This is a genomic window from Streptomyces rimosus, assembly GCF_008704655.1.
GTDB classification, from domain to species: domain Bacteria; phylum Actinomycetota; class Actinomycetes; order Streptomycetales; family Streptomycetaceae; genus Streptomyces; species Streptomyces rimosus.
Window position 1 is genome coordinate 5,623,941 of sequence record NZ_CP023688.1, and the last position, 16,857, is coordinate 5,640,797.

At 72.0% G+C, this 16,857-nt stretch carries 15 protein-coding genes and 1 riboswitch; of the genes, 13 read left to right on the forward strand and 2 right to left on the reverse strand.

The annotated features are described in order from the left end of the window. Positions 1 to 114: 114 nt before the first annotated feature. Positions 115 to 1,578: a DUF2079 domain-containing protein gene (locus CP984_RS24400; protein ID WP_003986355.1), complete on the reverse strand. Its 1,464-nt coding sequence runs from the start codon at positions 1,576 to 1,578 to the stop codon at positions 115 to 117. A gap of 112 nt (positions 1,579 to 1,690) precedes the next feature. Between CP984_RS24400 and CP984_RS24405 the strand changes: the two genes are divergently transcribed. From CP984_RS24405 to CP984_RS24415, 3 genes are all read left to right on the forward strand, one after another. Then, positions 1,691 to 2,455 (forward strand): HNH endonuclease family protein, encoded by a 765-nt coding sequence (locus CP984_RS24405; protein ID WP_032922919.1) that lies wholly within the window; start codon positions 1,691 to 1,693, stop codon positions 2,453 to 2,455. Positions 2,456 to 2,766: 311 nt separating this feature from the next. Further along, a complete protein-coding gene (locus CP984_RS24410; protein WP_003986462.1) occupies positions 2,767 to 3,414 on the forward strand; it encodes a SurA N-terminal domain-containing protein in 648 nt (215 codons plus the stop codon). A gap of 174 nt (positions 3,415 to 3,588) precedes the next feature. Next, positions 3,589 to 4,596 carry a nucleoside triphosphate pyrophosphohydrolase gene (locus tag CP984_RS24415; RefSeq protein WP_003986463.1) on the forward strand — a complete coding sequence of 336 codons (1,008 nt, stop codon included), beginning with the start codon at positions 3,589 to 3,591 and terminating at the stop codon, positions 4,594 to 4,596. Here the strand turns inward: CP984_RS24415 and CP984_RS24420 are convergent. Continuing rightward, positions 4,542 to 5,819 carry an MFS transporter gene (locus CP984_RS24420; protein WP_003986464.1) on the reverse strand — a complete coding sequence of 426 codons (1,278 nt, stop codon included), beginning with the start codon at positions 5,817 to 5,819 and terminating at the stop codon, positions 4,542 to 4,544. The genes CP984_RS24415 and CP984_RS24420 overlap by 55 nt on opposite strands. 154 nt (positions 5,820 to 5,973) lie before the next feature. Here CP984_RS24420 and CP984_RS24425 point away from each other — a divergent pair, with 154 nt between their 5' ends. The 10 genes from CP984_RS24425 (at position 5,974) to CP984_RS24470 (ending at position 16,846) form a co-directional block, all read left to right on the forward strand. Further along, the gene (locus CP984_RS24425) at positions 5,974 to 6,903 is read left to right on the forward strand and encodes a LysR family transcriptional regulator (protein WP_043979167.1); all 930 of its coding nucleotides are present in this window, start codon (positions 5,974 to 5,976) and stop codon (positions 6,901 to 6,903) included. 171 nt (positions 6,904 to 7,074) lie between these two features. Continuing rightward, positions 7,075 to 7,473, forward strand: coding sequence for a DUF6479 family protein (locus CP984_RS24430; protein ID WP_226048695.1), 399 nt, complete (start codon positions 7,075 to 7,077; stop codon positions 7,471 to 7,473). A gap of 81 nt (positions 7,474 to 7,554) precedes the next feature. Continuing rightward, complete coding sequence (locus CP984_RS24435; protein WP_003986467.1) at positions 7,555 to 8,826, forward strand: cytochrome P450 family protein; 1,272 nt, start codon at positions 7,555 to 7,557, stop codon at positions 8,824 to 8,826. Between the two features lie 207 nt (positions 8,827 to 9,033). Next, the gene (locus CP984_RS24440; protein WP_003986468.1) at positions 9,034 to 10,020 is read left to right on the forward strand and encodes a LysM peptidoglycan-binding domain-containing protein; all 987 of its coding nucleotides are present in this window, start codon (positions 9,034 to 9,036) and stop codon (positions 10,018 to 10,020) included. 245 nt (positions 10,021 to 10,265) lie between these two features. Continuing rightward, positions 10,266 to 10,433, forward strand: a riboswitch (cyclic di-AMP (ydaO/yuaA leader). Positions 10,434 to 10,436: 3 nt separating this feature from the next. Then, positions 10,437 to 11,129 (forward strand): transglycosylase family protein, encoded by a 693-nt coding sequence (locus CP984_RS24445; protein WP_003986469.1) that lies wholly within the window; start codon positions 10,437 to 10,439, stop codon positions 11,127 to 11,129. 379 nt (positions 11,130 to 11,508) lie between these two features. Then, positions 11,509 to 12,798, forward strand: a complete 1,290-nt coding sequence (eno, locus tag CP984_RS24450) for a phosphopyruvate hydratase (protein ID WP_030181269.1) — start codon at positions 11,509 to 11,511, stop codon at positions 12,796 to 12,798. 178 nt (positions 12,799 to 12,976) lie between these two features. Then, complete coding sequence (locus CP984_RS24455) at positions 12,977 to 13,426, forward strand: FtsB family cell division protein (RefSeq protein WP_003984103.1); 450 nt, start codon at positions 12,977 to 12,979, stop codon at positions 13,424 to 13,426. Between the two features lie 91 nt (positions 13,427 to 13,517). After that, a complete protein-coding gene (locus CP984_RS24460; RefSeq protein WP_003984102.1) occupies positions 13,518 to 14,054 on the forward strand; it encodes a DUF501 domain-containing protein in 537 nt (178 codons plus the stop codon). Beyond that, on the forward strand, positions 14,051 to 14,995 hold the full coding sequence (locus tag CP984_RS24465; RefSeq protein ID WP_003984101.1) for a Ppx/GppA phosphatase family protein: 945 nt from the start codon (positions 14,051 to 14,053) through the stop codon (positions 14,993 to 14,995). The genes CP984_RS24460 and CP984_RS24465 overlap by 4 nt, the downstream gene beginning before the upstream one ends. Before the next feature lie 447 nt (positions 14,996 to 15,442). Then, positions 15,443 to 16,846, forward strand: a complete 1,404-nt coding sequence (locus CP984_RS24470) for an NAD(P)/FAD-dependent oxidoreductase (RefSeq protein WP_030181267.1) — start codon at positions 15,443 to 15,445, stop codon at positions 16,844 to 16,846. Positions 16,847 to 16,857: the final 11 nt, after the last annotated feature.

Genomic DNA, 16,857 nt, shown 5'->3' on the forward strand with positions numbered 1-16,857 from the left:
TGTCCTCCGTAATTACGCGGCCGGAGCCGGCCCGCAGCGCGCGGTCAGGGGAGGCCGAAGCGCGTGGTCAGCTCCGCTCGCAGCGCGCGTTCAGGGCCGGCCCGGAGCGCGCAATCAGAGTCGCCCCATCCGCTGCAGCACCGTCACGTCACCGGCGGTGCCGACGATGCCGTAGACGGCCCGGGGGTGGCGCTTGCGGGCGTCGTCCAGGGTCTGTTCGGCCTTGCGGTCGTCGTGCTGTTCCACGGCGATGTAGTCGGGGGCGATGCCTCGGGTGTCCCCTATCCAGAAGACCCGGGCGCGGCCGGTCAGCCGGGAGATGGGCCGTATGTCGGCCTCGACCGTGGCGCCGTCGGGGATACGGTCCAGCAGGCGTTCCGCGGCCGTCGCGGCGGGCGGCTTGCGGTAGGTGGCGGTCTCGGTGAGGCGGGCCAGCGGGAGTGTGGTGGTCAGGGCGAGCGTGGCGGCCAGTACGGCGGTGGGCAGGTGGTGGGCGTACGAACGGACCCAGGGGCGCGCGGAGACCAGCGTGCGCGGCAGGGCGTCGACCAGGGCCAGGAAGACCACCGGCATCAGGACGGCGTTGTAGTGCCAGTCGACGCCCCAGTAGTGCGGCTCGTGGGAGATGAAGCGCCAGCCGAGGGTGGGCAGCGTGACCAGGAGCAGCGGGGAGCGCAGCGCGAGCAGCCCGGAGGTGGGCAGCAGGATCCACAGCAGGGTGCGTACGGCGGTGTCGAACGGGATGCGCTGGGTGGGCCCGTCACCGCCGCCGATCTTGTTCCAGTAGTCGTACGAGCCGGAGCCGTTGAAGCCGGGGATGATCACGCCGAGGGTGACGGCGGTGGCGGCCAGCCCGAAGACGACGAGCCCGACGGCGAGCGGCACGGCCTGCCGCGCGCGGACGAGGATCAGCGCGCCGATGGCGGCCGCCGTCACCCCCAGGTCCTCCTTGACCAGTACGAGCGGTGCCGCCCAGCACACCGCGGCGGTCCAGCGCCCGCGCAGCACCGCTTCGAGCGCGAAGGCGATCAGCGGTACGGCGAAGGCGATCTCGTGGAAGTCGAAGTCGACGGCCTTCTGCAGCCCCCAGGACAGCCCGTACGCCACGCCGACGGCCAGGCCGCGGCCGCGCCCGAGGAACCGGATGGCGGTCCGGGTCACCGGCACGGCGGACAGTGCGAAGAGGAACGATTGCGCGCACAGCAGGGTCAGGGCGCTGGGGAAGATGCGGTAAAGGGGGGCGAGCAGCGCCAGTACGGGGCTGAAGTGGTCGCCGAGGAGGTTGGTGCCCGGCCCCTTGAGGTCGGCGACGGGCGCCCGCAGATGCGCGTAGGCCCGTACCGCCTGCTCGAATATCCCGAGGTCCCACGAGGACGTCGCCATCGCGCGAAAGCGCAGGCCGGAGACGGCGAAGAAGACGACGAAGAGGGCCGCGGCGGTCCAGTACGGCACGGATCGCGGGGCGAACAGGGCGGCGGTACGGGTACGGAGCCGGCCGGCGGCGGGGGCGGGTCCGGCCCCGCCGCTGGCCGGGGCCGGGGGCCTGCCCGTCGCCGCGGTGGCGGTGGCCGTGTCCATGCGCGTCCTCACTCTCAACTTCCGAAAAGATATCCGAGGCCGACGAACCGGCCGGTATTGCCGCCTTATTTGAGATGGGATGTCCCTCTTGCTCCGGATACGGACTGCCGCCATGCCCCGCGAACGGAACCTGTCCCGCGTACGGACCCGGCCACGCGGCGGCGCTGTCGCCGCGGCCGGACTGGCCGCGCTGCTCGCCCTCACCGGCTGTTCGCCCGACGGCGGCAAGGGCGGCGGTACGGGGGGAGACGGCGGCGGGGAACCGGCCGCCGGGGGCACCGCGCTGCACGCCGTCGCGTCCCTCACCGTCAAAGGCCGCGCCCCCAAGACCGGTTACGCGCGCGACCGCTTCGGCACCGCCTGGGCCGACACCGACGGCAACCACTGCGGCACCCGCGACGACATCCTCAAGCGGGACCTGACCGCGGTGCGGTTCACCGACGGGCACTGCAAGGTGGCGTCCGGGAAGCTGGCCGAGGACCCGTACACCGGGCAGGCGGTGACGTACGAGCGCGGGCGCAGCAAGGTGGACATAGACCATCTCGTAGCACTGTCGGACGCGTGGCAGAAGGGCGCGCAGCAGTGGCCGGGGCGCAAGCGGGTGGCGCTCGCCAACGACCCGCTGAACCTGATCGCGGCCGACGCCTCCGCCAACCGGCAGAAGGGCGACGGCGACGCGGCGACATGGCTGCCGCCGAACAAGGCGTACCGCTGTGACTATGTCGCGCACCAGGTCGCCGTGAAGAAGAAGTACGGGCTGTGGGTGACGCAGGCGGAGAAGGACGCGATGACGGGGGTGCTCAAGGGGTGCCCGACGCTGAAGCTGCCGTCGGGCGGGGCTCCTACGGAGGCGCCGGAGCGGTTCGCGGCGAAGTAGAGGAATAGGGGAGTAGAGGAGTAGAGGAATGGGGGAGTAGAGGCGGGGGAGCAGGACGGGCCGCCGGGCCGGTTCCGCCCCCGCCGAGGTCCGGCGCACGCTGTACCGGCCCGGGCAGGTCCGCGGCCGACCCCGTACATACGGGCATACCTTCAGGAGAGAAACCGCCTTCCGGGCAACTCGTTGTGCGAATCAGTGGCCTGGATCACGCGGACTCTTTAGCATCGGCATCGATCAACGCCAGGCCAGGAAAACAGGTAGGAAAAGCCGCACCGCCGCCGCACCGTCGTTGCACCCCGCCAGGAGGCTTGATGTTCCGCCGTAGGACCGCGCTTCCCGTTTCCGCCGCCGCCGCGCTGCTGGCCGCCGCCCCCCTGCTCACCGCCTGCGGTACGGACGCGCACCCCGGCGCCGCGGCCGTCGTGGACGGGCAGCGGATCACCGTCGCGCAGCTCCAGTCGCGGGTCCAGGACGTGCGCAGCGCCCAGGAGAAGTCACCGCAGGCCGCCCAACTGGTCGAGAACACCGGCAAGCTGGGGCCCGCCACCCTTAACGGCATGATCTTCGACCGGGTGCTGGAGCGGAACGCGAAGGACGCCGGGGTCACGGTCTCGCGCAGCGACGTGCAGAAGTGGCGCGCGGCGGCCGAGCGCAGCGCGGGCGGCGCGGAGCGGCTGAAGCAGATGTGGCTCCAGCAGGCCATCGCGCCCGGCGAGATCAACGCGGTGGTCCGCAACCAGCTTCTGCTGGACGGCATCGCCAAGCACATCGGCGCCGACCGCGGCCAGCCGCAGGGCCAGCAGCAGCTCGCCACGGAGCTGGCCAGGACGTCCCGGAAGATGGGCATCGACGTCAACCCGCGCTACGGCAAGTGGGACGACGGCCAGGTCATCCTCGGCCGGACCAAGGAGCCGTGGGTCAAGAACGTGTCCGGCGCGGCGGAGCAGCAGCAGACCTGAGCGGGGCCGGGGGAGGGGCGGGACGGACTGTGCGCGGGTCCCGCCCCGGCCGGATCGCAGCGAGAGGGACCCGTTCGTCGGGATCGCAGCAAGAGGAACCCGCCCGCCGAGCCGCAGCGCGTGCGGCCCCGGCCGGGCCGTCGCGTTGTCAGTGCCGTGCGTTACGTTCGTCGGGTGAACGCTGACGCCACCGCCGCCCCCGACGCGCCGGACACCGCCCCCGGCCGTCTGGTCCTGCTCACGACCAGCCACCGGGTCGCGCCCGGTCTGCTGTCCTGGCCCGCGTGGCAGACGCTGCGCGCCGCCGACCGCGTGCTGTGCGCCGACGACGCCCATCCGCAGCTCCCGTATCTGCGCGAGGCGGGCATCGCGGTGGAGCGGGCCGTGCCCGGCGCCCGCGAGCTGGTGGAGTTCTGCCGCGACGGCGGCCGTACGGCCGCCGTCATCACCTCCGCCGACGGCGACTCGGAGCTGACCGACGGGCTGGCCCGGATGGCCGGCTCGGGCCGGGAGACCATGCCGGACCTGGAGCTGCTGCCCGGCTCGTACGACCTGCCGGGCGCCCGCCTGCTCGATGTCGCGCAGGTCATGGACCAGATCCGCCGCCAGTGCCCGTGGAGCGGCGTGCGCACCCACGAGGACCTGGCGAAGTACGGCATCGAGGAGATGTACGAGCTGGTCGAGGCCATCGAGGAGGGCGACCGGAAGGCGCTGCGCGAGGAGCTGGGCGATGTGCTCCTCCAAGTCGTCTTCCACGCCCGGATCGCCCAGGACGACCCGGACGAGCCGTTCTCCGTGGACGACGTGGCGGGCACCCTCGTGGACAAGCTGATCCGCCGCCACCCGCACATCTTCGGCGAGGAGGCCGCGCACACCCCCGAGGACGTCAAGGCGCACTGGCTGCGCGAGAAAGCGGTCGAGAAGCAGCGCGCCTCGGTCACCGAAGGCATCCCGCTCGGCCAGCCCGCCCTGGCGCTGGCCGGCAAGCTGGCCTCCCGGGCCCGTACGGCCGGCATCGATGCCCTCCCGGCGGGGGAGGGCATCGGGTATGAGCTGCTGGCTCTCGCCGTGCGGGCCGAGGCGTCCGGCACGGACCCGGAGACGGCGTTGCGGGCCGCTGCTCGTACTTATCGGGATGCCATTCGGTCCGTCGAGGAGGCCGCTTCGGGCGCCGCGGACTGAGCGCCGGGCGGCGTGTTGCCGCGGTGTCGCAGCCGCTCGGCCGTCCAGACGGCGACGACGGCGGCGCTCACCGCCGCGCCCACGACGCACATCCCGCCCCAGCCGGCCGCGCCCCATACCGCGGAGGTGAGCGCCGAGCCGACCGCGCCGCCGACGAAGTAGCTGGTCATGTAGGCCGAGTTGAGGCGGTTACGGGCCTCGGGGCGTACCGCGTAGACCAGGTTCTGGTTGCTGATGTGCACGGCCTGCACCGCCGCGTCCAGGACGATCACCCCGGCCAGCAGGGCGGCCAGTGCCCAGGGGCCGCCCGCGCCGCCGGCCGCCAGCAGCGCCCAGGAGCCGAGCAGCAGGAACCCGCCGAGGCCGGTGACCCGGTGGGCCAGGCCCCGGTCGGCCAGCCGCCCGGCGACCGAGGCGGACAGTGATCCGGCCGCGCCCACCAGGCCCAGCAGCCCGATCGCCGATTCCGACCACCCGTAGGCGGGGCCGGACATCAGGAAGGCCATCGCCGTCCACAGCACACTGAACGCGGCGAAGGACAGCGCGCCCAGCGCGGCCCGCCAGCGCAGTACCGGTTCCTGTACGAAGAGGGCGAGCGTGGAGCGGATCAGCGCGGGGTAGCGCAGCCCGGCGGCGGTGTGCAGCGCGGGCAGCCGCAGCCGCAGCAGGAGGGCCATCAGCAGCATCAGCCCGGCGTTGACCCAGTAGACGGTGCGCCAGCCGCCCAGGTCGGCCAGCAGTCCGGCCGCCGTACGGGCCAGCAGGATGCCCAGCAGCAGCCCGGTCATGACGGTGCCGACCGTACGGCCGCGCTCGGCGGGCGCCGCCAGGGAGGCCGCGTACGGGACGACGACCTGGGCGGCGACGGAGGCCAGGCCGGTGAGCGCGGTGCCCGTCAGCAGCAGCGCCCCGTTGGGCGCACTGGCCGTAATGGTCAGGAAGACCGCGGTGGCCGCGCACAGGCTCACCGCCAGCCGCCGCCGTTCCAGCAGGTCGCCGAGCGGGACGAGGAACAGCAGCCCCAGGCCGTAGCCGACCTGCGCGACGGTCACCACCAGGGCCGTGGTGGCGGAGCCCAGGTGCAGGTCGCGGCCTATGACGTCGAGCAGCGGCTGCGCGAAGTAGTTGCCCGCGACCGACAGGCCGGTCGCCACGGACATCAGCAGCAGCGTGCCGCGCCCCAGCCCGGGCTGCCCCTCTTCCCGCGATTCCTGGGTAGACATCAGGTCCCTTTCCGCACTGCGCGCCACCCCGTCGGTGTTGCTCCGCCCCTCAGCCTCCGCGGCACCGGTCGATGAGTCCAACACATAGTTGTCATCCCACCCATCGTGAACCGCGATCGACGGCCGGTGGCGGGGCGCTGGCTACGCTCGCCGCATGGAGCTGCAACAGATGCGGTACGTGGTCGCGGTCGCCGAGACCGGTGGCTTCACCCGGGCCGCCGAGCGCTGCCATGTGGTGCAGTCCGCGCTCAGCCACCAGATCGCCCGCCTGGAGAAGGAGCTCGGCGCCCGGCTCTTCCACCGTACGAGCCGCAGCGTGCGGCTGACGGCCGCGGGCGAGGCGTTCGTACCGGTCGCCCGGCAGGCCCTGGAGGCGGCCGACCGGGCCCGCGCCGAGGTGGAGGCGGTGGCCGGCGAGGTACGCGGCCGGCTGGCCGTGGGCGCGATCTCCACCGTCGCGGCCGTCGACCTGGCCCGCGAGCTGGGCGCCTACCGTGCCCGCTATCCCCAGGTGCGGATCAGCCTGCGCATGGAGATGAGCGAGCAGCTGATCGAGCAGGTCCGGCAGGGCACGCTGGACGTCGCCTTCGTCGGCCTGGTGCCGGGCGCCCGCAGCCAGGGCGTACGGGAGCGGGCGCTGGCCCACGGCGAGCTGGTGGCCGTCGTACCGCCGGGCCACCCGCTGGCGGGCCGGGAGTGGACGGATCTGCCGCGGCTCGCCGAGGAGACCTTCGTGGACTTCACGGCCGGTTCGGCGGCCCGCCGCCAGCGGGACGAGGCGTTCCGCGCGGCGGGCCTGACGACCGAGGTGGCCTTCGAGGTGACCACCGTGGAGTTCCTGGCCAAGCTGGTCCGCGCCGGGCTGGGCATCGGCATGGTGCCACAGGCGTTCGCCTCGGAGCTGACCGGGCTGAGCGTGGTGCGCGTCCACAGCGCCCCCGCCCGGGTCGAACGCGTCGTATGGAACCGGCTGGGGCCCTCGCCCGCGGCGGCGGCCTTTCTGGCGGCGCTGGGGGTGGATCCTTCGGACCCGGGTACCGACCCGGACCGGGTGCCGGCCGTACCGGCTGCTCAAAGCACCTGAGCGGTGATCCGGTTGCTCCAAGCACCTGATCGGCTGTCCGGTTGCTCAGGGCATCTGGCCGACAGCCCGACAAACCTCCGCTGACCTGCGGCTTCGCCCCCGTACCGGCCGGACGGTCCGCTACGGCCCCCGCCCGCGCATCGTCCCCGCCCACCCGGGTACCCGGGTCGAATGACAGCAACGATCGCTTCGGCCACACCGGCCCAGGACATCGGCTCCGTGCAGCAGGCCGTGGACTTCACCCGGGACATGGTCGTCGGCACCGGTCCGCTGGTCGCCGGGATCGTCATCGTTCTGGGGCTGATCCTCGCCGTGGTCTACGGCAGGCGCCGCCGGGACCGCGAGCCCGCTCCGCCCGAGCCGGAGACCCAGCCGACGCCGCCCAAGAACCCGACCGGGTACGAGAGCGAACTGCGCGACCCCAACGAGGTGCCGCGGGACGGCGACCACCGGCTGACCCCGCACGAGCTGCCCGACTACGGCAACGCGCCCACCCGCCACGGCGAGGACCAGGACCGGGAGCGCAAGCGCTGGCAGGAGGGGCACAGCGGCTCGTTCGGCGGGGGTTAACGTCGAGGGGTGCGCCAGCAGACCCCGCCCCCCTCCGATGAACAGCCCGCGGCCCCCGCCGCGCCCGGCACGGCCTGCCCCGTGTCCGGCCACGGACCGGCGGCCGTCCCGCCCTGTCCGGAACTGTTCACGTGGGAGTTCGCCGCCGACCCGTACCCGGCGTACGCCTGGCTGCGCGAGCACGCGCCCGTACACCGCACCCGGCTGCCCAGCGGTGTCGAAGCCTGGCTGGTGACCCGGTACGCGGACGCGCGGCAGGCGCTCGCCGACACCCGGCTGTCGAAGAACCCGGTGCACCACAGCGAGGCCGCGCACGGCAAGGGCAAGGTCGGCATCCCCGGCGAGCGGGGCGCCAACCTGATGACGCACCTGCTCAACATCGACCCACCGGACCACACCCGGCTGCGCCGCCTGGTCTCCAAAGCCTTCACCCCGCGCCGCATCGCCCGGTTCGCGCCGCGCGTACAGGAACTGACCGACGCGCTGATCGACTCCTTCGCGGAGCGCGGCGAGGCCGATCTCATCCACGAGTTCGCCTTCCCGCTCCCCATCTACGCCATCTGCGATCTGCTCGGTGTCCCGCGCGAGGACCAGGACGACTTCCGCGACTGGGCCGGGATGATGATCCGGCACGGCGGCGGGCCGCGCGGCGGCGTCGCCCGGTCGGTGAAGAAGATGCGCGGCTACCTCGCCGAGCTGATCCACCGCAAGCGCGAGGCCCTGGGGGAGGAAGGGGCCGACGACCTCATCTCCGGCCTGATCCGCGCCTCCGACCACGGCGAGCACCTGACGGAGAACGAGGCCGCCGCGATGGCCTTCATCCTGCTGTTCGCGGGCTTCGAGACCACCGTCAATCTCATCGGCAACGGCGTGTACCAGCTGCTGCGCCACCCTGACCAGCGCGCACTGCTCCAGAAGGCCGCTGCGGCGGGCGATACGGAGCTGCTCGCCGCCGGGGTCGAGGAGCTGCTGCGCTACGACGGCCCGGTCGAGCTGGCCACCTGGCGCTTCGCGACCCGGGACCTGACCCTGGGCGGGCAGCGCATCGCCGAGGGAGATCCGGTCCTGGTCGTGCTCGCCGCCGCCGACCGCGACCCGCGGCGCTTCGCGGAACCGGACGTACTGGACCTGCGCCGCCGCGACAATCAGCACCTCGGATACGGCCACGGCATCCACTACTGCCTGGGCGCGCCGCTGGCCCGTCTCGAAGGCCAGGCCGCCATCGCCACGCTGCTGACCCGGCTGCCGGACCTGGCACTCGCCGCCGACCCGGACGATCTGCGGTGGCGCGGCGGGCTGATCATGCGAGGGCTGCGGGCCCTGCCGGTGGAGTTCACGCCCGTACGGAAGTGACGGTTCCGCTTGTGCGGAAGTGACGCCACCTCCCGTACGGAAGTGACGCCACGTCAGGCCGTGACCTGAGCGTGATCTCCGCTACACCGGCTTGTGACGAGCGGGCCGCACCGCTACTTTCATCCGTCTGAAAGGCCGGGGCGGGCCGTGCGGCCCACGGTCCCGGCCTTTCGACGACAACTCAACCGCCGCTCGAAAGGCAACCGCATGCGCTCCGGGACCGGCCGACACCGTCGCCCCCGTCAGGCTCCGGCCATCTTCGTCACGGCGGGAGCCGTCGGCGGCGCCCTCGCCATGCCCCTGCTCGCCACCGCCGACGCGCAGGCGGCCGACGCCGCCACCTGGGACCGGGTCGCACAGTGCGAGAGCGGCGGCGTGTGGAGCGCCAACTCCGGCAACGGGTTCTACGGCGGCCTGCAGTTGACCCAGGAGATGTGGGACACGAACGGCGGCGCGGCGTACGCCTCGCGCCCCGACCTGGCCAGCCGCTCGCAGCAGATAGCCGTCGCCGAGTCGATCCTCGCCGCGCGGGGGCCGGACACCTGGCCGAGCTGCGCGGTGAACGCGGGGCTCAAGAAGGGCGGGGGCAAGCCGGACGTGGACCCGGGCACCACCCCGTCGCCGGAGCCCTCCTCCTCGACCCCCTCCTCCAAGCCCTCCCCTTCCACTCCGGCCGAGCCGTCGCCCTCCGGCTCCGGCGCGCCGTCCAGAACCCCCGAGCCCGGCGGCACGCGGACCCCGGAGCCGAAGCCGTCGCCGACCGACCCGTCCGGCAGCGGCGACGCGTCCCGTACGCCGGACCCGTCCGGTACGGGCCGTACGCAGGACCCGGCCACTCCCGGCGGCGACAAGGCCACGGACCCCACCACGCCCCCGTCCCAGGGCGGCAAGCACCGCGGCAAGCCCAGCGAGGACGAGGGGCCCGCCACGGGCACCGGAGGCGCGGGTGACGCGGGCCGACGGGACGGGGAGCACCCGTCGCGCGGCGGCGACGCGCACCGTACGGACCCGGCGTCGCCCGGCGACTACACCGTGCGGCCGGGTGACAACCTGTCAGCGATCGCCGAGGACCGCGGGGTCTCCGGGGGCTGGCCGGCGCTGTACAAAGCCAACAAAGGTGTCATCGGGGGCGATCCGGACCTCATTCACCCTGGCCAGCGCCTTGATGTGACCGCCGAACCGAGCGGTTCATGAGCAATTACCCGGTTTGGTGAAAGTGAGACATGGATCTCGTTCGGCAACCCGCCGTCCGCCCTGTCCGTTGTTTCCAAACCTGCGACGACCTGCGGAAATGTAATGATCCTGTGATGTCTGAGGGCCAACTGGCCTCAGATGTAGGGGTTTGAACCGGCGGGCCGTTCGTGTTTACCGTCTTCATCGCTCGCCAAAGCGGGCCCTTCAGCCACACGCCGAATCCTGCCGGTGGCCGGAGGTCATACGTCGCGACAGCGCCGAAGGCAGGAGCGGGGGACCCAAGGTAAGTCGCCGGCCCCGCCCGCGGAAGCGGGACAGCCGGCTTGGGGTGAAGCCGCGTGGAGGTTCACGCGGCCGGGCCACTCACAGCCCGAACCCGACAGCTCACCTCGTAGGCGTCGGTGAGGAAACGAACCATGCTGAACTCCAAGGGCAAGCACCGCCGTCCGTCCAAGGCCGTCCGCGTCGCCACGCTGGCCGGCGTCGCCGGTGCCGCTGTGGCCGTCCCGCTGATGGGCGCCACCTCTGCCTCCGCCGCGAACAACTGGGACGCCGTCGCCCAGTGCGAGTCCGGCGGCAACTGGTCGATCAACACCGGCAACGGCTACTACGGTGGCCTGCAGTTCACCAACTCCAGCTGGAAGGCCGCCGGCGGCACCAAGTACGCCCCGCGCGCCGACATGGCCTCCAAGAGCCAGCAGATCGCCGCGGCCGAGCGCCTGCTCGCCATCCAGGGCCCGGGCGCCTGGACCTGCGCCGGCGGCCACCTGGGCAAGGGCAACTCGAACGCCACGGCCGAGGGCGGCTCCTCCTCGCAGGGCTCCCACAAGTCCTACAAGTCGCAGCGCTCCTACTCGGCGCCGCAGCACTCCTCGCGCTCCGAGGCCCGTAAGCAGGGCGAGGAGCTGGCCCGCAAGACCCCGGCCCCGTCCCACAAGTCGACGCCGAAGTCGAACCCCAAGGGCAACTACACCGTCAAGTCCGGTGACACCCTCGCCAAGATCGCCGCTTCCCACGGCACCAACTGGAAGTCGGTCTACGAGAACAACAAGTCCGTCATCGGCGGCAACCCCAACCTGATCTTCCCGGGTCAGAAGCTGGCCGTCTGAGCCCGCTGAAACCTGACGGCCCCCGGGTGACCGTGTCGCCCCGTACGTACGGCGGTATGTACGGAACGGCACGCGCCCGGGGCCGGGCCGCTCACACCGGGAATCCGCTCATCCCGTGAGACCGCCCCGCCACGGCGTGTGAACCCCCGCACGCGCCGCGGCGGGGCTTCTCCATTTCCCCGCCGGCCGCCCGGCCCCGCCGTGGGCCCGTACCACCCACGCGCCCACTTCCCCGTTCAGCGAACATTGCGCCCGTACGTCCCGTGAACAGGGGCTTTGCGGGTGTATTCGTCCCAAGGGCCGGGCTGGCGGCGAGCGGAACCCCGGGAGGCCGTTAGGCTCGTGCTGCAGAACTCCAGACACCCATGAAGGAGACAACGTGCCGTCCATCGACGTCGTCGTAGCTCGCGAGATCCTCGACTCGCGAGGCAATCCCACGGTCGAGGTCGAGGTCGGCCTCGACGACGGCAGCACCGGCCGTGCCGCCGTCCCGTCCGGCGCCTCCACCGGCGCCTTCGAGGCCATCGAGCTGCGGGACGGGGACCCGAACCGCTACCTGGGCAAGGGCGTGGAGAAGGCCGTCCTCGCGGTCATCGAGCAGATCGGCCCGGAGCTGGTCGGCTACGACGCCACCGAGCAGCGCCTGATCGACCAGGCCATGTTCGACCTGGACGCCACCGACAACAAGGGCTCGCTCGGCGCCAACGCCATCCTGGGCGTCTCCCTGGCCGTCGCGCACGCCGCCTCCGAGGCCAGCGACCTGCCGCTGTTCCGCTACCTGGGCGGCCCGAACGCCCACGTGCTGCCGGTCCCGATGATGAACATCCTGAACGGCGGCTCGCACGCCGACTCCAACGTGGACATCCAGGAGTTCATGATCGCCCCGATCGGCGCGGAGTCCTTCTCCGAGGCCCTGCGCTGGGGCGCCGAGGTCTACCACACCCTCAAGAAGGTGCTCAAGGGCAAGGGCCTGGCCACCGGCCTGGGCGACGAGGGCGGCTTCGCCCCGAACCTCGGCTCCAACCGCGAGGCCCTGGACCTCATCCTGGAGGCCATCAAGGAGGCCGGCTACACCCCCGGCCAGGACATCGCGCTCGCGCTGGACGTCGCCGCCTCCGAGTTCTACAAGGACGGCGTCTACGAGTTCGAGGGCCAGCAGCGCACCGCCGAGCAGATGACCGCGTACTACGCGGAGCTGGTCGACGCCTACCCGCTGGTCTCCATCGAGGACCCGCTGTTCGAGGACGACTGGGACGGCTGGAAGGTCATCACCGACCGCCTGGGCACCAAGGTGCAGCTGGTCGGCGACGACCTGTTCGTCACCAACCCGGAGCGCCTGGCCCGCGGCATCGAGGAGGGCTCCGCCAACGCCCTGCTGGTCAAGGTCAACCAGATCGGTTCGCTGACCGAGACCCTGGACGCCGTCGAGCTGGCCCAGCGCAACGGCTTCAAGTGCATGATGTCGCACCGCTCCGGCGAGACCGAGGACGTCACCATCGCCGACCTGGCCGTCGCCACCAACTGCGGCCAGATCAAGACCGGCGCCCCGGCCCGCTCCGAGCGCGTCGCCAAGTACAACCAGCTGCTGCGCATCGAGGAGATCCTCGACGACGCGGCGGTGTACGCGGGCCGCTCCGCCTTCCCGCGGTTCCGCTTTGCGGACCAGTAGGCACAGCGCTTCGCGGACTGACAAGCACAGCAAGGGCTGAATGGACTGATCCGCCCGGGGCCGCGCGGCCCCGGCGGCAGTCAATGACGTACGTCCCCGGCGGCGGTCCCGTACCGTTGCCGGGGACGTACGTGCTCCGGGCCGCACCGGTCCGGGCCGCTCACCCAGGGAGGGCGACGTGTCCGCGGAACGGTTCTCCACCGCGACCCGGCTCAAGGCGCTCGGCGAGCAGGCCGCCGCCCGCGTCCAGCGCGCCCGCCCGCGCCGCCGCGGCCGCCTGACCGGCCGCGCGGCGCTGCTCGCCCTGGTCCTGTGCTCGCTGGTCGTCGCCCTCGCCTACCCCACCCGGCAGTACCTCTCGCAGCGCACCGAGATCGCCGACCAGCGCCGCCAGGCCGAGCGGGCCGGGCAGCGCGCCGACGAGCTGCGCGACGAGAAGGCCCGCTGGCAGGACCCCGAGTACGTACGGCAGCAGGCCCGGCTGCACCTGCACTACGTCATGCCGGGGGAGACCGGCTACATCGTCCAGGACGGCTCCGGCGACGGGAAGCGGCGCACGGGCCAGGGCGCCGCGGAACGGCCCTGGTACGACAACATCTGGAACGGCCTCGACGCCGCCGACAAGTAGCCTGGCCAAGGCACCTGAGCCGCCCCGGCCCCGCCCACCAGCCCGGCACCACCACACAACCGAAAGCATCATGTCCGTGTCTGAACACCGCATGCCCCCGCCGCAGACCGAGCGCACCGAACCGACCGAGGCGGACATCGCGGCCTTCAAGGAACAGCTCGGCCGCCCGCCGCGCGGCCTGCGCGCCATCGCGCACCGCTGCCCCTGCGGGCAGCCGGACGTCGTCGAAACGGCCCCGCGCCTGGAGGACGGCACCCCCTTCCCCACGCTCTACTACCTCACCTGCCCGCGCGCGGCCTCCGCGATCGGCACGCTGGAGGCCAACGGCGTGATGAAGGAGATGACCGAGCGGCTGGGCCGGGACCCGGAGCTGGCCGCGAAGTACCGGGCCGCCCACGAGGACTACATCCGGCGCCGCGACGAGATCGAGGAGCTCAAGGGCTTCCCCAGCGCGGGCGGCATGCCGGACCGGGTCAAGTGCCTGCACGTCCTGGTCGGCCACTCGCTGGCGGCGGGCCCCGGCGTCAACCCGCTCGGCGACGAGGCGCTGGCGATGCTGCCGCAGTGGTGGCGCAAGGGCCCGTGCGTGACCCCCTGCCCGGAGCCGGGCGAAGGAGAGGGCGAATGAAGCGCGTCGCCGCCATCGACTGCGGCACCAACTCCATCCGCCTGCTCGTCGCCGACCTCGACCCGGCGACCGGCGAGCTGAAGGACCTGGACCGCCGGATGACGATCGTGCGCCTGGGCCAGGGCGTGGACCGTACGGGCCGGCTGGCCCCCGAGGCCCTGGAGCGGACCTTCGCGGCCTGCCGCGAGTACGCCGGGATCATCCGTGAGCTGGGTGCCGAGAAGCTCCGCTTCGTCGCCACCTCCGCCTCCCGCGACGCCGAGAACCGCGACGACTTCGTACGCGGTGTGGTGGACATCCTGGGTGTCGAGCCCGAGGTGATCACCGGCGACCAGGAGGCCGAGTTCTCCTTCACCGGGGCCACGAAGGAGCTGACCGGCCGCACCGACCTGGCGACGCCCTATCTGGTCGTCGACATCGGCGGCGGCTCCACCGAGTTCGTCCTCGGCTCGGACACCGTACGCGCCGCCCGCTCCGTGGACATCGGCTGCGTCCGGATGACCGAACGCCACCTCGTACGGGACGGCAAGGTCCTCGCCGACCCGCCCGGCGAGGAGCAGATCGCCGCCATAAAGGCCGACATCGCCCGGGCCCTGGACCAGGCAGCGGAAACCGTCCCCCTCTCCGAGGCCCGCACCCTGGTCGGCCTGGCCGGCTCGGTGACCACCGTCGCCGCCATCGCCCTGGACCTGTCGGAGTACGACTCCGCCGCCATCCACCACTCCCGCATCCCCCTCACCCAGGTCCGCGAGATCACCCACCGCCTCCTCACCACCACCCACGAGGAGCGCGCCGAGATCCCGGCCATCCACCCGGGCCGCGTGGACGTCATCGCCGCGGGCGCCCTCGTCCTCCTGTCGATCATGGAACGGACCGGCGCCGAGGAGGTCGTGGTCTCGGAGCACGACATCCTGGACGGCATCGCCTGGAGCTGCGCGTAAGCCGTGCGGAACGACCGCCCGGGCGCCTGGCGTCCGGGCGGCGCCGGAGCACCCTCCGGCCGCCCCGTCCAGGGCCCTCCAGGCCCCTTCGGAGCCGCTGAAGGCCCCCTTCCGCGAAAAACTTCGTGAAACTCTTCACATGAAAAAACCGCCCACCGGGCGCACAAACCGGGCACCAGGCCCTACTTCTGAGGCCGTAGGCCCCTGGCGCCGCAAAAATGTGCGGTTTCAGCGGTGTTAAAGAGATCCTTACGGGACGGCTGGTCCAGCCGTTCCCGAGGTCGCAATCCCTGATCAACAGGGGTGTCCAACGCTTCGGAGGGTACGGTGGTTCCCCCGTGGAGCTATGGCGTCGATCACGAAGGCGCGGAGTGTAGCAGACGCCCCCCGCAACCTTGTGAAGGGGCTCACGAGGGGTGCTCCGAGTGGGGGTGGATACTCGATTGCATGAGCACCACGGAGCGTCCCAGGATCCTCGTTGTAGGCGGTGGGTACGTAGGTTTGTACGCGGCACGCCGCATCCTCAAGAAGATGCGGTACGGCGAGGCGACGGTCACGGTCGTCGACCCGCGCTCGTACATGACGTACCAGCCCTTCCTCCCTGAAGCTGCGGCCGGCAGCATCTCTCCCCGCCACGTCGTGGTGCCGCTGCGACGCGTGCTCCCGAAGGCGGAGGTCCTCACCGGCCGCGTCACCACGATCGACCAGGACCGCAAGGTCGCCACGATCGCGCCGCTGGTCGGCGAGGCGTACGAGCTGCCCTTCGACTACCTGGTCATCGCGATGGGCGCGGTCTCCCGCACCTTCCCGATCCCCGGCCTCGCCGAGAACGGCATCGGCATGAAGGGCATCGAGGAGGCCATCGGCCTGCGCAACCACGTGCTGGAGCAGCTCGACAAGGCCGACTCCACGACCGACGAGGAGGTCCGCCGCAAGGCGCTGACCTTCGTCTTCGTCGGCGGCGGCTTCGCCGGTGCGGAGACCGTCGGCGAGGTCGAGGACATGGCCCGCGACGCCGCGAAGTACTACAAGAACGTCAAGCGCGAGGACATGCGCTTCATCTTGGTCGACGTCGCGGACAAGATCCTGCCCGAGGTCGGCCCGAAGCTCGGCGCCTACGGCAAGGAGCACCTGGAGAGCCGCGGGGTCGAGATCTACCTCGGCACCAGCACCAAGTCCTGCGTCGACGGCCACGTGGTGCTGAGCAACGACCTGGAGGTCGACTCCAACACCATCGTGTGGACCGCCGGCGTCAAGCCGAACCCGGCGCTCTCGCGCTTCGGCCTGCCGCTGGGCCCGCGCGGTCACGTCGACACGCAGGCCACCCTCCAGGTGCAGGGCACCGACTACATCTGGGCCGCCGGCGACAACGCCCAGGTCCCGGACCTGGTCGGCCGCAAGGCCGGCAACGAGAACGCCTGGTGCCCGCCGAACGCCCAGCACGCGCTGCGCCAGGCCAAGGTCCTCGGCGACAACGTGATCTCCGGTATGCGGGGCTTCCCGCAGAAGGAGTACAGCCACGCCAACAAGGGCGCGGTCGCGGGCCTGGGTCTGCACAAGGGCGTCGCGATGATCGTCGTCGGCAAGACGAAGATCAAGCTGAAGGGCCGGCTGGCCTGGTACATGCACCGCGCGTACCACGGCATGGCGATGCCGACCTTCAACCGCAAGATCCGCGTCTTCGCGGACTGGACCCTCGGCATGTTCCTCAAGCGCGAGATCACCTCGCTCGGCGCGATGGAGAACCCGCGCGAGGAGTTCTACGAGGCCGCCAAGCCGGCCCCGGCGCCCGCCGCCGCGGCCGACGACAAGGCGAAGGCCGACGACAAGGCGAAGGCCAAGGCTTCCTGACCTTCCCGTTG

What these genes read in the sequence shown, in the direction of transcription:
- CP984_RS24400 (WP_003986355.1), bottom strand. Translation starts at nt 1,578, where the DNA reads ATGGACACGGCCACCGCCACCGCGGCGACGGGCAGGCCCCCGGCCCCG.
- CP984_RS24405 (WP_032922919.1), top strand. Translation starts at nt 1,691, where the DNA reads ATGCCCCGCGAACGGAACCTGTCCCGCGTACGGACCCGGCCACGCGGC.
- CP984_RS24410 (WP_003986462.1), top strand. Translation starts at nt 2,767, where the DNA reads ATGTTCCGCCGTAGGACCGCGCTTCCCGTTTCCGCCGCCGCCGCGCTG.
- CP984_RS24420 (WP_003986464.1), bottom strand. Translation starts at nt 5,819, where the DNA reads ATGTCTACCCAGGAATCGCGGGAAGAGGGGCAGCCCGGGCTGGGGCGC.
- CP984_RS24425 (WP_043979167.1), top strand. Translation starts at nt 5,974, where the DNA reads ATGGAGCTGCAACAGATGCGGTACGTGGTCGCGGTCGCCGAGACCGGT.
- CP984_RS24430 (WP_226048695.1), top strand. Translation starts at nt 7,075, where the DNA reads ATGACAGCAACGATCGCTTCGGCCACACCGGCCCAGGACATCGGCTCC.
- CP984_RS24440 (WP_003986468.1), top strand. Translation starts at nt 9,034, where the DNA reads ATGCGCTCCGGGACCGGCCGACACCGTCGCCCCCGTCAGGCTCCGGCC.
- CP984_RS24445 (WP_003986469.1), top strand. Translation starts at nt 10,437, where the DNA reads ATGCTGAACTCCAAGGGCAAGCACCGCCGTCCGTCCAAGGCCGTCCGC.
- CP984_RS24460 (WP_003984102.1), top strand. Translation starts at nt 13,518, where the DNA reads ATGCCCCCGCCGCAGACCGAGCGCACCGAACCGACCGAGGCGGACATC.
- CP984_RS24465 (WP_003984101.1), top strand. Translation starts at nt 14,051, where the DNA reads ATGAAGCGCGTCGCCGCCATCGACTGCGGCACCAACTCCATCCGCCTG.
- CP984_RS24470 (WP_030181267.1), top strand. Translation starts at nt 15,443, where the DNA reads ATGAGCACCACGGAGCGTCCCAGGATCCTCGTTGTAGGCGGTGGGTAC.